This window comes from Shewanella morhuae, from assembly GCF_900156405.1.
Taxonomy (GTDB): Bacteria; Pseudomonadota; Gammaproteobacteria; order Enterobacterales; family Shewanellaceae; genus Shewanella; species Shewanella morhuae.
The window spans coordinates 1-14,454 of the sequence record NZ_FTNN01000003.1 but is presented as its reverse complement, the minus strand read 5'-3'; the positions used below and the strand labels follow the sequence as shown (position 1 = coordinate 14,454).

The window sequence follows — 14,454 nt, the reverse complement described above, 5'->3', positions numbered from 1 at the left end:
AGAATATGCAAAATCAGTATTCACATATAGTGTTAGGTTTAGGGGCGACGGGTTTGTCTGTCGTGCGCTATTTATGTGGAAAGGGCATTACACCACTGGTAATGGACAGCCGCAGGCAGCCTCCTGGTGCTGAGACGCTCTTAACATCTTTTCCTGATGTGAAACTGATTTCTGGCGGATTTGATTGCCGTTATTTAGTGCAGGCAAGCCAAATTATTATTAGCCCTGGTATTGCCATGTATACCCCTGAAGTACGTGTTGCTTTGGATATGGGTATCGAAGTGATTGGCGATATCGAGCTATTTGCCCGAGAAATTGCTGACCGTACACCTTGTGTTATCGGTATTACTGGTTCTAACGGTAAATCGACCGTCACGACATTAGTCGGCGAGATGGCAAGAGAGGCTGGTATTGCCGTTGCCGTCGGTGGGAATATTGGTTTGCCAGCGCTGGATTTATTGCATGAAAATGCAGACTTATTCGTACTCGAATTATCGAGCTTTCAGCTAGAAACGACTCATAGCCTTAAATGTGTGGCGGCAACCTGTTTAAACATCAGTGAAGATCACATGGACAGATATAGCGATTTAGCCGCCTACCGCGCGGCTAAATTACGTCTATATCAGCAGAGCCGTGCAGTGTTATTTAATCGTGATGATAAGCTAACCATACCGCCAGAGCCTATGAACCAAAATAGTTTCGGCTTAGCTGCGCCTGAGTGTGACGAATGGGGTATTAGCGATGGCAAAATTTGTCATGGCAGTAGTGAAATAGTACCAATAGCTGAAGTTTCATTACTTGGCAGCCATAACCACGCAAATCTGATTGCCGCTATGGCGTTGGTCGATTTTGTTGATGTGAGTAAACAAGTCATGGCCGAGGTGGCGCGTACTTTTACTGGGCTATCCCATCGCTGCGAAGTGGTGGCAATAAAGAATGGCATTACCTATGTCAATGACTCTAAGGCAACCAATGTCGGTGCTACGGTAGCGGCTATTGATGGCTTAAGTGATCACTTAGGCGATATTATTTTAATTGCGGGTGGTGATGGTAAAGGTGCTGATTTTACGCCTTTAACTGCCGCTTTAGCTAAGGTAACGCATCTTATTACTTTGGGTCGTGATGGTAACAAAATAGCGGCATTAAAAGCCGGAGCTATCAAAGTGGACTCTATGGCTGGTGCGGTTTCGAAGGCAACGGAGTTAGCGACCTCTGGCGATATTGTTTTATTATCGCCTGCCTGTGCCAGTTTAGATATGTACAGTAACTTCATGGCTCGAGGTGATGATTTCCGTGGCCTTGTGGAGCAACTCAATGGCGAGTGAGGTAAGGCAACTTAACCTCTTGGGACGTTTACGTTTAGCGATACCCAATTGGCAACGTGATACCGAAGTGCCGGGCGTGCAATTATACGACCGCGCTTTACTCACTGCGGTGTTGTCTTTGATTGGTTTTGGTTTTGTGATGGTAATGTCAGCCTCTATGCCAGAGGCGCAAACGCTCACGGGAAACCCGTTTTATTTTATGACTCGTCATATGGGTTATTTAGTCGGTTGCTTAGTGATTGCTGGATTTGTGCTTAGAGTTGAAATGCAAACTTGGCAGCGCTGGAGCCCAATGCTGTTATTAGTTGTTGGCTTGATGTTGTTAGCAGTTTTAGTGGTCGGTACTACAGTAAACGGCGCAACGCGCTGGCTATCCCTTGGGCCTATTCGTATCCAAGTGGCTGAAGTGGCTAAGTTTGCCTTTGCTATTTATATGGCTGGTTATTTAGTACGTCGTCATCAAGAAGTGCGTGAAAACGCGAAAGGTTTCTATAAACCCATTGCAGTATTCGCTATTTATGCCGTGTTGATTTTGATGCAGCCAGACTTAGGAACTGTGGTGGTATTGTTTGTTGGCACTGTGGGTTTATTGTTTTTGGCCGGTGCACGTTTGCTCGACTTTTTTGCTTTGATTTTTGCTGGTGTGTTAGCGTTTGTTGCCTTGGTATTGTTAGAGCCTTACCGCATGCGCCGAGTAACGTCGTTTATGGATCCTTGGCAAGACCCTTTCGGTAGTGGTTATCAATTAACACAATCTCTGATGGCCTATGGCCGTGGCGACTGGCTTGGCCAAGGTTTAGGTAACAGTATTCAAAAATTAGAATACTTGCCCGAGGCTCATACCGACTTTATCTTTGCCGTTATTGGCGAAGAGTTAGGCTTTATTGGTATTATCGCCGTGTTATTCGTGTTGTTATTTGTAGCATTAAGAGCGATTCGTTTAGGTAATTTGTGCTTGGCTATGGATAAACCTTTCGAGGGTTATTTGGGTTATGCGATTGGTATTTGGGTTTGTTTTCAGACTGTCGTGAATGTCGGTGCCAGTATCGGTATGTTACCGACCAAAGGACTGACCTTGCCTTTTATCAGCTACGGTGGCAGTAGTTTATGGGTCATGACGGCAGCAACCATGATGTTGATACGCATTGATTACGAGCGGCGCATGACGTTAGTTCAGGCCGTGCAAGGGAGATTGAAGTAATGACCCCAACAGGAAAACGTATTTTAGTCATGGCAGGTGGTACGGGAGGACATGTGTTCCCGGCACTGGCAGTGGCGAAGTATTTAGCGCAGCAGGGTTGGCAAGTGCGTTGGTTAGGCACGGCTGATCGCATGGAGGCGCGTTTAGTCCCTCAATATGGATTTGATATTGATTTTATTGATATCAAAGGTGTGCGCGGTAATGGTTTACTCCGTAAGCTTGCCGCACCCTTTAAAGTGGTACGCTCAATATTGCAGGCTAAGGCCGTGATTGCGGAGTTTAAACCTGATGTAGTGCTTGGCATGGGCGGATTCGCCAGTGGTCCTGGTGGCGTGGCTGCAAGATTGGCCGGTATTCCGTTGGTGTTGCATGAGCAAAACGCCATTCCAGGCATGACTAACAAATTGCTGTCGCGCATTGCGACGCAAGTGTTATGTGCCTTTAAAAATACCTTTACCACAGTGAAAGCTAAGGTTGTAGGCAACCCGATTCGCCAAGAGTTGATTGCCTTAGGTGCGCAGCCTAAACCAGAGGCTGATGAAGCTTTAAAAGTGCTGGTTGTTGGCGGCAGCCTTGGGGCTAAGATATTTAACGATCTTATGCCAGAGGTAGTTGCGATACTGAGCCATCGGCAGTCGGTTACAGTGTGGCACCAAGTAGGTAAGGATAACCTCGCTAGTGTCAAAGCCACTTATCAACAACAAGGCCAAGATGGCGGCGTGAATATCGCTGAGTTTATTGATGATATGGAAGCCGCGTATCGTTGGGCTGATGTGGTATTGTGCCGAGCTGGCGCGCTGACGGTCTCTGAGTTAGCGGCGGTAGGACTACCGAGTATTCTGGTGCCTTATCCCCATGCGGTGGATGATCATCAAACACGTAACGCACAAGTATTGGTTGAGGCTGGTGCGGCTTTCCTATTGCCACAGGCCATCTTGGACGTGAATATACTGGCGAGTAAATTACAGTTGCTGGCCAATGACAGAACAGAATTAGCCCGTATGGGCCAAAGAGCGAGAGATGTTGCGGTACTGGATGCGACTGAACAAGTTGCCGCAGTGTGCATCAGCCTTGCTGAGAAAGGATAAGCATGACTAAGACAGAAAGATACGCACAACTGAGAAGCATGATCCCAGAAATGCGCCGTATTAAGCGTATTCACTTCGTCGGTATTGGCGGCGCGGGCATGGGCGGTATTGCCGAAGTATTAGTAAATGAAGGCTATCAGGTGAGCGGGTCGGATATCGCGCAAAATGCGGTGACTGACAGATTGTGTTTACTCGGTGCCAAGATCCAAATTGGCCATGCCGCTGAAAACGTACAGCAAGTTGATGTCGTCGTCGTTTCAACGGCGATTAATCTGGAAAACCCAGAAATCATCGCGGCTAAAGAATTACGCGTGCCTATTGTTCGCCGCGCTGAGATGTTGGCCGAGTTAATGCGTTATCGCCATGGTGTGGCGATCGCGGGCACTCACGGTAAAACGACCACAACCAGTCTTATCGCCAGTGTGTACGCTCAAGCAGAGCGGGATCCTACCTTTGTGATTGGTGGCTTGCTCAATAGTGCGGGAACCAATGCAAGGTTAGGCACTAGCCGTTACTTGATCGCCGAAGCCGATGAGAGCGATGCCAGCTTCTTACATTTGCAGCCTATGGTCAGTGTGGTGACAAACATTGAAGCCGATCATATGGATACCTATGGTGGCGATTTTGAAAAATTAAAATCTACCTTTGTGGATTTTCTGCATAATTTGCCGTTTTACGGTGTTGCTGTGGTGTGTATCGACGATGCTGTAGTGCGTGAAATCATGCCACGTATTGGCCGTAAACACGTGACCTATGGTTTTAGTGACGATGCGGATGTGCAAGCGCTGAATTTCAGCCAGAAAGGGCATCAGTGCAGTTTTACGGTGAGGCGTAAAGGTAAAGAAGATCTTGATCTGGTATTAAATTTACCGGGTCAACATAACGTGCTCAATGCCTTAGCTGCGATTGCGGTCGCGACCGAAGATGAAATCGATGATAGCGCGATGATTCAGGCGCTAGTGGAGTTTCAAGGTATAGGTCGTCGTTTCCAGCATTTAGGTAAGTTTGCCACGCCAAAGGGTGAAGTTATGTTGGTTGATGATTATGGCCATCACCCCAGTGAAGTTGCTGCGACGATTAAAGCGGCCCGTGCGGGTTGGCCTGACAAACGTTTGGTCATGGCATATCAGCCGCACAGGTACACTCGTACTCGTGATTTGTACGAAGATTTTGTTGAAGTGTTATCGCAAGTTGATTGCCTGCTGTTACTCGATGTTTATAGTGCGGGTGAAACGCCTATTACGGGGGCCGATGGCCGAGCCTTATGTCGCTCAATTCGGCTGCGCGGTCAGTTAGATCCGATTTTTATTGCCAGCCCAGATCAACTCGCCGAAGTGTTGCCTGATGTATTGCAAGAAGGCGATTTATTACTCACTCAAGGAGCAGGTAATATTGGCGCCCTATCGCGACAATTAGCTTCCACAGAGTTAGGTTTTGCTGTTATAGAGTTACCCGCACAAGCGAGCTAAGTATTGGTGGTGGTTCTGTTAGAAAAGGAAATTTTGACCAAAGGATTTTGGTCTATATAATGGCCAGTTTTTTGTGGTTTTTCATGGGTGTCGTTAAAGGTGGAATGAAGCGTGTCTTGGAGTGATAAGCGGCGGCACTGGCGGGCAAAAATGTCACGGGTTAATTGGTATCTGTGGAGTGGAGCTGGCTTTTTATTCTTCATCGTGGCCAGTTTTTTGTTTGGTGGTTATCAGTTACATAAATTTTTAAATGATGCTACCACCTTGCCAATTGAGGCGGTTGCCATCAAAGGTGAGCGGGCTTACACCTCAGATAAAGATATTCAGATTGCATTACAGGATTTGATGCAACGGAGTTTTTTTAGTGCTGACATCACCTTAGTGCAACAAGCATTAGAAGCCTTACCTTGGGTATATCGCGCATCGGTAAGACGTGAGTGGCCAGCGAAGCTCAGGGTATATTTGCAAGAACAGCAACCGGCGGCTCGTTGGAATAGCACCTCGTGGTTGAATGTACACGGTGATGTTTTTGATGCGCCAGCGCATCCGGGACTTGAGCATTTACCACAGTTATCTGGACCAGATGATATGGGGCTTGAGGTATTGACAGTCTATGCACAAGTCAATTCTCTATTAAAGATTAATGGTTTTACCTTAGCGAGTTTGAATTTATCGCCACGACATGCGTGGCACGCGACCCTAGCAAACGGCATTGTTTTAGATCTAGGTCGAGAAGATAAAATTGCACGGATACAGCGATTTATTACTGTTTATCCGGTGTTGGCAAAACAAGACAAAACTGTTGCCAGAGTTGATTTACGCTACGACACAGGGTTGGCCGTAGGCTGGGGCGATGGACAAACAAGAGAGCCGATAATTAATGATCAAAAACCAAGATAGAAACCTTATCGTCGGGTTAGACATAGGCACCTCTAAGGTCGCAGTGATCATAGGCGAAGTGCTGCCCGATGGTGAAATCAGCATAGTCGGCCTTGGCAACCATCCCTCAAGGGGCATGGATAAAGGTGGCGTGAACGATTTAGATTCGATAGTTCGTAGTGTGCAACGTGCGCTCGATCAAGCTGAATTAATGGCAGATTGCCAAGTCGCATCAGTTTATTTGAGCATTTCAGGTAAACACATCGCCTGCCAAAACGAAAATGGCATGGTATCGATCAACGATGAAGAAGTGACACAGGAAGATGTCGATAACGTAATCCATACGGCTCGCTCGGTGAAAATCCCGACCGAACGTCGCATTTTACACGTGCTACCGCAGGAATATGCTATCGATGTGCAAGACGGTATTCGTAGCCCAATCGGTATGTCTGGTATGCGGATGGAAGCCAAGGTGCATATAGTGACCTGCGCCAATGATATGGCGAAGAACATCACTAAGAGCGTCGAACGTTGTGGTTTAAAAGTCGATGATTTAGTGTTCTCGGGGATTGCTTCGGCCGATGCCGTGCTGACCTTCGATGAGAAAGACTTAGGTGTGTGCATCGTTGATATTGGCGGTGGCACCACGGATATTGCGGTATACACTAACGGCGCCTTGCGGCATTGTGCCGTAGTACCAGTTGCTGGCAACCAAGTGACGAATGATATTGCGAAAATTTTCCGCACGCCATCGTCACATGCCGAACAAATTAAAGTGCAATTCGCCTGTGCGCGTAGCTCCATGGTGAGCCGCGAAGATAGCATCGAAGTGCCATCGGTAGGTGGTCGTCCATCGCGCAGCATGTCACGTCACACGCTCGCTGAAGTGGTAGAGCCAAGATACCAAGAGCTGTTTGAGTTAGTGCTCAAAGAATTAAAAGACAGTGGATTAGAAGATCAAATCGCCGCAGGTATTGTGCTCACAGGTGGCACAGCGTCGATACAAGGTGTGGTTGATATTGCGGAAGCGACATTCGGCATGCCAGTTCGCGTAGCGTCACCGCTACCGATCAAAGGGTTATATGAATACGTGGACCAGTCTATTTACTCCACTGGAGTTGGACTGCTTCATTACGGTGCTAGACGGGTGATCGAACGTCAGTTCGAGCGTCCTGAGCGCCAAGGGGTAACTAGCGCTTGGAATCGGGTCCAAAGTTGGTTTAAGGGCGAATTTTAATTTTCATAACGCAGGCAACACGGAGATCAGACAGTGTTTGAGATCATGGATACTCACTCAGACGACGCGGTGATTAAAGTCATCGGCGTTGGCGGCGGCGGCGGTAACGCTGTCGAACATATGGTCAAACACAACATTGAAGGTGTTGAGTTTATCGTTACCAATACAGACGCTCAGGCCCTGAGAAAATCAGGTGCTGGATCAACGATTCAATTAGGACGTGATGTTACTAAGGGTCTCGGAGCAGGGGCAAACCCAGATGTGGGTCGTGCAGCAGCAGAAGAAGACCGCGAAAATATTCGTGCGGCGATCAAGGGCTCTGACATGATCTTTATCGCAGCCGGAATGGGCGGTGGTACAGGTACAGGCGCAGCACCCGTTGTGGCTCAGATTGCTCGCGAAGAAGGTATTCTGACCGTTGCAGTCGTGACTAAGCCTTTCCCATTTGAAGGGAAAAAACGCATGGTTTATGCCGAGCAAGGTATTGCTGAGCTGGCTAAGCATGTGGATTCGTTAATTACGATCCCAAATGAAAAGTTATTAAAAGTATTGGGCCGTGGTACTTCATTGCTTGATGCGTTTGCCGCAGCAAATAATGTGTTACTTGGTGCTGTACAAGGTATTGCCGAGCTTATCACTCGCCCTGGCCTGATTAACGTCGACTTCGCCGATGTGAAGACCGTGATGTCTGAAATGGGTAATGCCATGATGGGTACAGGTGTTGCTCGTGGTGAAGATCGTGCTGAAGAAGCGGCCGAAGCGGCTGTTGCCAGCCCGTTATTAGAAGACATCGACTTAGCCGGTGCACGTGGGGTGTTAGTAAACATCACTGCGGGTATGGACATGAGTATCGAAGAATTCGAAACCGTGGGTAATCACGTTAAAGCTTACGCCTCTGACAATGCGACTGTAGTTGTTGGTGCAGTCATCGACCCTGAAATGAGTGATGAGCTGCGTGTAACGGTTGTTGCGACCGGTATTGGTGCTGAAAAACGTCCTGATATCCAGTTGGTTTCTAAACCGGCACCTCGCCCAGAGCCTACACCAGTTGTCGTTGAACCAAAAGTTGAAGCCTATGTCGAAGAAGCAGTACATGTAAATTATGCTGCGCCAAAAGGCAACGTCGTACCTGCGGCGCAACCTGTATCTACGCCTGCGCCGTCGACAAAGCATGAGTTGGATTATCTTGATATTCCAGCATTTTTGCGCAAACAAGCCGACTAATGTTAGTGCTTGAGCTCAGCATAATTGTGCGGTGTTGTTCAGTTTAGACAATGCCACAACAATGCTGAATTTGTGTGAAATAATAAAATGATGTTATTATGTGGTACCAGTGCGGCTATTTAGTCGCCGCTGAGTGTAAAAATATTAGGTTTAATAATTGAAATTTAAACGGGTAACTGAATGATATTTCAAAGAACTGTTCAAAAAATGGTGAAAACAACTGGTGTCGGATTGCATTCTGGCAACAAGGTCACTTTGAGCATTATGCCCGCGCCCGTTAATTCAGGGATCGTACTCGTGCGCACCGATTTGAGTCCTGCTGTTGCTATTCCAGCGAAGGCGGAACAAGTTCGTGAAACCACAATGTGTACGGCACTTGTCAATGACGACGGTATTCGAATTTCGACTATTGAGCATTTATTTGCAGCACTTGCGGGTTTAGGCATAGATAACGCTGTAATCGAAGTGGACGCGCCTGAAATTCCGATAATGGATGGTAGTGCGAGCCCATTCGTCTTCTTATTGCAGTCTGCTGGTATTAAAGAGCAGGCAGCGCCTAAGAAGTATTTAAAGATTAAACGCCCTGTGCGTGTTGAAGATGGCGACAAATGGGCTGAGTTAAAGCCGTTTAAAGGTTTTAGAGTTAATTTTAAAATTGACTTTGCACATCCTGAAATTGCTCGTAGTCAACAGCATGTGGTGATGGATTTTTCAACATCCGCTTTCGTAAAAGATATCAGCCGTGCTCGTACGTTCGGGTTTATGCGAGATATCGAATATTTACGAGCCAACAATCTAGCGTTGGGCGGTAGCATGGAAAACGCAGTTGTACTTGATGAATATCGCGTCCTTAATCCCGACGGCCTGCGTTATGAGGATGAGTTTGTTAAGCACAAAATTTTAGATGCGTTTGGTGACTTATATGTGGCTGGACACGCTATCTTGGGTGAGTTTACGGCATATAAAACCGGCCATGCACTGAATAACCAATTAGTGCGTGCTTTATTAGCGCAGCAAGATGCGTGGGAGTTGGTCAGCTTTGAAAAAGAAGCCGATGTCCCTGTTAGCTTTACGGTACCTGGTGGCGCTGTATTTGCTTAAAAAAATGCTGAAGTTATTTATTACGGCTGGCCAATGAGGCCAGCCGTTTTAGTTTTTCACCCAATGAGCCACCAATATTTTCTGCTAATGCAGTAATATGTTCCGCAGACTCCATGCTTAATTCTTTATGTCCCTGTTTAGGCTTTGCGTCATACATTGCTAATCTTGGGTTGACTTTAACCTCAATTGCGGTAAGGATTGGGAGCGTTTCTGCTTGGAGCTGCGTGAGTAGCTTAGGCTTTTGGAAATTAATTCGTGCAGCCCAGGCCGCCGAAGTCGTTTCAATCACAAGAACACCCTGACGGAAATTAGCGACTTTTAGTTGCTCCGCAACAGGACCTGCAATAATCTGCTTCACATGCTGATCCAGATACAACAGTAGTTCCGCTTTCTCAGCAAGATCGGGTAACTTTCCCGATTGGTGCAGTAATTTGCTGAGATCTTGAGGGGGCTTTTTCATATGATAATAAGATGGCTGAATTAGGCTATGAGTGTAACAGTATTTATTCAAGGTCGGAATGGCGTCACACGCTGGCAGCCCAGTAAACGCTGGTTGCTACTTCCAATGCTATTGTTGGCGACGGGATCGGGTGTTTATCAATACAGTTCTGCTCTATTTCAAGATCAGCAGGCCAGTGTCGATAATGATCGTCTTGTACGCGAGCAACAGAAAAAACAAGTCTTAGAGCTAAAAAGTGCTACAGAGTCACAGCTAACCATGTTAGTAACTCACGTTGCACGTATGCAAGCTAAGATCACCCGTCTCGAAGCTTTAGGTCAACAGGTCGCCCAGCAAAATAAACTAGATGAAGATTTTGATTTTTCATCTGAAGTTGGTGTCGGTGGTTTGAGTGAGTTAGGCACTAATATCGAGCTCGGACAGCTTATCGTCGATATGGATAAGCTCGCATCACGCATTGACAATAATAATGTTCAGCTTTCACTCCTTGAAACCGTATCATTTAACCACCATATAGATGATGAACGTTATATATCAGGTGTCCCACTCGATAAAGGTTGGTTATCATCATCCTACGGATTACGTAATGATCCTTTTAACGGTCGCAGGACTGTACATAAAGGGATTGATTTCACCGGGCGAGAAGGGGCTAAAGTGATTGCAACTGCAGCAGGCGTAGTCACCTTTGCCGGTAATATGTTCGGTTATGGCGAGTTGGTTGAAATTGACCATGGTAACGGTTTACATACGCGTTACGGCCATAATAAAGCTTTGTCAGTGACTGTAGGTGATGTGGTCGCAAAAGGCGATGCTATCGCTAGTATGGGAAGCACGGGGCGCTCAACTGGGGCTCATGTGCATTATGAAGTGTTGCGCGACGGACAACAAATAGATCCACAAAAATTTGTCTATCGTAAAGCAAGTTAATTGAAACATTGGCTTCTAGTTCCCATCATGGACTTGGCCTACAGAAAATAAGTGATTCAGATGTTTGGTAAATTACTGACAAAAGTATTTGGTAGTCGCAACGACCGCACTCTTAAAGGGCTTCAAAAGATCGTTATTAGTATTAACGCATTGGAAGCTGATTATGAAAAATTAACCGATGAAGCATTAAAAGCAAAAACCGCTGAATTCCGTGAGCGTTTAGCTGCGGGTGCTACATTAGATAGCATCATGGCTGAAGCGTTTGCTACAGTGCGTGAAGCGTCTAAGCGTGTATTTGAGATGCGCCATTTCGATGTGCAATTACTCGGCGGTATGGTACTTGATAGTAATCGTATTGCGGAAATGCGCACGGGTGAAGGTAAAACATTAACGGCGACTTTACCGGCTTATTTAAACGCATTGACAGGTAAAGGTGTTCACGTCATTACTGTGAACGATTATCTGGCACGTCGTGATGCCGAGAATAACCGCCCTCTGTTTGAGTTCCTCGGTTTAACCGTGGGTATCAACGTGGCTGGCCTTGGTCAGCACGAAAAGAAAGCCGCTTATAACGCCGATATCACTTACGGTACCAACAACGAGTTTGGTTTCGATTATTTGCGCGATAACATGGCGTTTTCACCGCAAGAACGCGTGCAACGCCCATTGCACTACGCCCTTATCGATGAAGTGGATTCAATCTTAATTGACGAAGCGCGCACACCACTGATTATTTCCGGTGCAGCTGAAGATAGCTCTGAGCTTTATATCAAGATCAATACACTGATCCCAAATCTTATCCGTCAAGATAAAGAAGACACGGAAGAGTTTGTGGGTGAAGGCGACTACAGCATCGATGAAAAAGCCAAACAAGTGCATTTCACCGAACGCGGTCAAGAAAAAGTAGAAAACCTATTAATCGAGCGCGGCATGTTAGCTGAAGGCGATTCTCTCTATTCTGCTGCTAATATTTCACTATTACACCATGTTAATGCTGCACTGCGTGCGCATACGCTGTTTGAGCGTGATGTAGATTACATCGTACAAGACAACGAAGTCATCATAGTCGATGAGCATACGGGTCGTACTATGCCAGGTCGTCGTTGGTCAGAGGGCTTACATCAAGCTGTTGAAGCCAAAGAAGGCGTGCACATTCAAAACGAAAATCAAACATTGGCGTCGATTACTTTCCAGAACTACTTCCGTCAATACGAGAAGCTGGCCGGTATGACAGGTACTGCTGATACTGAAGCGTTCGAATTCCAACACATCTATGGATTAGACACCGTTGTAGTACCGACAAACCGTCCAATGGTGCGTAAGGACATGGCGGATTTGGTTTATCTTACCGCTGATGAAAAATATCAAGCCATTATAAAAGATATTAAAGATTGCCGTGAACGGGGTCAGCCAGTATTGGTGGGTACTGTATCAATCGAGCAGTCTGAATTACTAGCACGCTTAATGGTGCAAGAAAATATTCCACATAAAGTACTGAACGCTAAGTTCCATGAGAAAGAAGCTGAAATTGTTGCTCAAGCAGGTCGTCTTGGTTCTGTAACCATTGCCACTAACATGGCTGGTCGTGGTACTGATATCGTGCTTGGAGGAAACTGGAATATGGAAATCGATGAGCTCGATAATCCAACTCCAGAGCAAAAGGCTAAGATTAAGGTCGATTGGCAAATTCGTCATGACGAAGTAATTACAGCCGGCGGCTTACACATTTTAGGCACTGAACGTCATGAATCACGCCGTATCGATAACCAATTGCGTGGCCGTGCCGGTCGTCAAGGCGACGCGGGTTCATCACGCTTTTACCTGTCGATGGAAGATAGCTTAATGCGTATCTTCGCCTCGGATCGTGTTTCTAGCATGATGAAAAAACTGGGTATGGAAGAGGGCGAAGCCATCGAGCATCCATGGGTGTCTCGCGCTATTGAAAACGCTCAACGTAAAGTGGAAGCACGTAACTTCGATATTCGTAAGCAATTACTTGAATTTGATGACGTAGCCAACGATCAACGTCAAGTGGTTTATGCCCAACGTAACGAATTAATGGATGCTGAGAGTATTGAAGATACTATCAAAAACATTCAAGACGATGTGATTGGTGCTGTTATCGATCAGTATATTCCACCGCAATCTGTAGAAGAACTATGGGACGCCCCTGGATTGGAGCAGCGTCTGCAGCAAGAGTTTATGCTCAAGTTACCTATCCAAGAATGGCTAGATAAAGAAGACGATCTGCATGAAGAGAGTCTACGCGAGCGTATTATTACTGCTTGGGGTGAGGCTTATAAGGCAAAAGAAGAAATGGTTGGTGCGCAAGTGCTACGTCAATTCGAAAAAGCCGTTATGCTACAAACGCTCGATGGCTTGTGGAAAGAGCACTTAGCCGCGATGGACCATCTGCGTCAAGGTATCCATTTACGTGGCTACGCACAGAAGAATCCAAAACAAGAATATAAACGTGAGTCGTTCGAGTTGTTCCAACAGTTGTTGAACACCTTGAAACACGACGTCATCAGTGTGCTGTCAAAAGTGCAAGTGCAAGCTCAGTCAGATGTGGAAGAAATGGAAGCGCGTCGTCGTGAAGAAGATGCCAAGATCCAACGTGACTACCAACATGCTGCGGCAGAGCCACTTGTTGGCGGTGGCGATGAGCATGAAGCTGTCACTGCGCAAGCACCAATGATCCGTGATGGTGACAAAGTGGGTCGTAATGATCCTTGTCCTTGTGGCTCAGGCCGTAAATACAAACAATGCCATGGCAAACTTAGTTAATCTGCATCTTACAGATTAAGCCTACTGAATAAGTAGAATAGACCGAACACTAAAGGCAACTTATCTAAGTTGCCTTTTTATTTCCTCTTTAATACAGTGCCATTTGGATTAGCTTCTAGCTCTGCTTATATCGCTAATCTGCTTAATTCTTCAATGGACTCTATTGCACTCATCTGACTAACCTCTAAAACAGCACTCTTATTAGCAGTAAATTTAACCATCAAACACCATTTTGTGGATAAGTCTGAGGATAAGTAGTGGGTATGGTGTTGCTAACTTAAACAATTGAAAAAATAACACAAATATGCAAAAAATCCCTTGCGCACTTTCTCAATCTCCCTATAATGCGCATCCACTGACACGGCGATGAGCGTAACTCAAGTTAAGCAAATCAAACTAAGTCAGTTCATCGGTTAGCAAGCTAACGATGGGTGTTGAGAAAGTTGAAAAAACTACTTGACGCACTAACGGGAATGCGTAGAATACGCAGCCCTGACCCGCTGAGAAATCAGTGTGTGGTCAACGCTCTTTAACAATTTATCAAGCAAATCTGTGTGGACACTCACAGGTGTTGAGTTAATCGAAACTGCTTAGCCTTCGGGTTGGCAGTCAAAAATTTAAATCAATGTAACAATGAGTGTTCATAGCAATATGTACAGTTTGTTTCTGCTTCCTTTATAAGGATGTGGAAACAAAAAAATCAGAATTCATTGAGCCGCTGATTGGCTTCTTATTTATAAGAAGTTGAGAAGCAAA

The 14,454-nt window shown here is 46.1% G+C and carries 11 protein-coding genes; 10 read left to right on the top strand and 1 reads right to left on the bottom strand.

The genetic code is table 11. The features are described from left to right. The first annotated feature begins 5 nt into the window (after positions 1–5). From murD to lpxC, 8 genes are all read left to right on the top strand, one after another. Positions 6–1,325, top strand: coding sequence for a UDP-N-acetylmuramoyl-L-alanine--D-glutamate ligase (murD, locus tag BW947_RS04285; RefSeq protein ID WP_076497093.1), 1,320 nt, complete (start codon positions 6–8; stop codon positions 1,323–1,325). Further along, a complete protein-coding gene (gene ftsW, locus BW947_RS04280; RefSeq protein ID WP_076497092.1) occupies positions 1,315–2,526 on the top strand; it encodes a cell division protein FtsW in 1,212 nt (403 codons plus the stop codon). Before murD ends, ftsW begins: the two co-directional genes overlap by 11 nt. Then, positions 2,526–3,614 (top strand): undecaprenyldiphospho-muramoylpentapeptide beta-N-acetylglucosaminyltransferase, encoded by a 1,089-nt coding sequence (gene murG / locus BW947_RS04275; RefSeq protein ID WP_076497091.1) that lies wholly within the window; start codon positions 2,526–2,528, stop codon positions 3,612–3,614. Before ftsW ends, murG begins: the two co-directional genes overlap by 1 nt. A gap of 2 nt (positions 3,615–3,616) precedes the next feature. Then, complete coding sequence (gene murC, locus BW947_RS04270; protein ID WP_076497090.1) at positions 3,617–5,083, top strand: UDP-N-acetylmuramate--L-alanine ligase; 1,467 nt, start codon at positions 3,617–3,619, stop codon at positions 5,081–5,083. 150 nt (positions 5,084–5,233) lie between these two features. Then, a complete protein-coding gene (locus BW947_RS04265; protein WP_076497089.1) occupies positions 5,234–5,983 on the top strand; it encodes a cell division protein FtsQ/DivIB in 750 nt (249 codons plus the stop codon). Further along, entirely contained in the window at positions 5,964–7,199 is a 1,236-nt protein-coding gene (ftsA, locus tag BW947_RS04260) for a cell division protein FtsA (RefSeq protein ID WP_076497088.1), read from the top strand. The genes BW947_RS04265 and ftsA overlap by 20 nt, the downstream gene beginning before the upstream one ends. Before the next feature lie 33 nt (positions 7,200–7,232). Continuing rightward, the gene (gene ftsZ, locus BW947_RS04255) at positions 7,233–8,423 is read left to right on the top strand and encodes a cell division protein FtsZ (RefSeq protein WP_076497087.1); all 1,191 of its coding nucleotides are present in this window, start codon (positions 7,233–7,235) and stop codon (positions 8,421–8,423) included. A 180-nt stretch (positions 8,424–8,603) separates the two neighbouring features. Continuing rightward, positions 8,604–9,524 carry a UDP-3-O-acyl-N-acetylglucosamine deacetylase gene (gene lpxC, locus BW947_RS04250; RefSeq protein WP_076497086.1) on the top strand — a complete coding sequence of 307 codons (921 nt, stop codon included), beginning with the start codon at positions 8,604–8,606 and terminating at the stop codon, positions 9,522–9,524. A gap of 13 nt (positions 9,525–9,537) precedes the next feature. Here lpxC and BW947_RS04245 read toward each other — a convergent pair whose 3' ends face one another. After that, positions 9,538–9,984, bottom strand: coding sequence for a DUF721 domain-containing protein (locus tag BW947_RS04245; protein ID WP_076497085.1), 447 nt, complete (start codon positions 9,982–9,984; stop codon positions 9,538–9,540). 27 nt (positions 9,985–10,011) lie between these two features. Between BW947_RS04245 and BW947_RS04240 the strand changes: the two genes are divergently transcribed. Together BW947_RS04240 and secA are read left to right on the top strand one after the other, a co-directional pair. Next, complete coding sequence (locus tag BW947_RS04240; protein WP_076497084.1) at positions 10,012–10,911, top strand: M23 family metallopeptidase; 900 nt, start codon at positions 10,012–10,014, stop codon at positions 10,909–10,911. A gap of 60 nt (positions 10,912–10,971) precedes the next feature. Further along, a complete protein-coding gene (gene secA, locus BW947_RS04235) occupies positions 10,972–13,698 on the top strand; it encodes a preprotein translocase subunit SecA (RefSeq protein ID WP_076497083.1) in 2,727 nt (908 codons plus the stop codon). Positions 13,699–14,454: the final 756 nt, after the last annotated feature.

Bases quoted from the DNA above. Each gene is read 5' to 3' on its own strand.
- murD (WP_076497093.1), top strand. From the start codon at position 6: ATGCAAAATCAGTATTCACATATAGTGTTAGGTTTAGGGGCGACGGGT.
- ftsW (WP_076497092.1), top strand. From the start codon at position 1,315: ATGGCGAGTGAGGTAAGGCAACTTAACCTCTTGGGACGTTTACGTTTA.
- murG (WP_076497091.1), top strand. From the start codon at position 2,526: ATGACCCCAACAGGAAAACGTATTTTAGTCATGGCAGGTGGTACGGGA.
- murC (WP_076497090.1), top strand. From the start codon at position 3,617: ATGACTAAGACAGAAAGATACGCACAACTGAGAAGCATGATCCCAGAA.
- BW947_RS04265 (WP_076497089.1), top strand. From the start codon at position 5,234: ATGTCACGGGTTAATTGGTATCTGTGGAGTGGAGCTGGCTTTTTATTC.
- ftsA (WP_076497088.1), top strand. From the start codon at position 5,964: ATGATCAAAAACCAAGATAGAAACCTTATCGTCGGGTTAGACATAGGC.
- lpxC (WP_076497086.1), top strand. From the start codon at position 8,604: ATGATATTTCAAAGAACTGTTCAAAAAATGGTGAAAACAACTGGTGTC.
- BW947_RS04245 (WP_076497085.1), bottom strand. From the start codon at position 9,984: ATGAAAAAGCCCCCTCAAGATCTCAGCAAATTACTGCACCAATCGGGA.
- BW947_RS04240 (WP_076497084.1), top strand. From the start codon at position 10,012: ATGAGTGTAACAGTATTTATTCAAGGTCGGAATGGCGTCACACGCTGG.
- secA (WP_076497083.1), top strand. From the start codon at position 10,972: ATGTTTGGTAAATTACTGACAAAAGTATTTGGTAGTCGCAACGACCGC.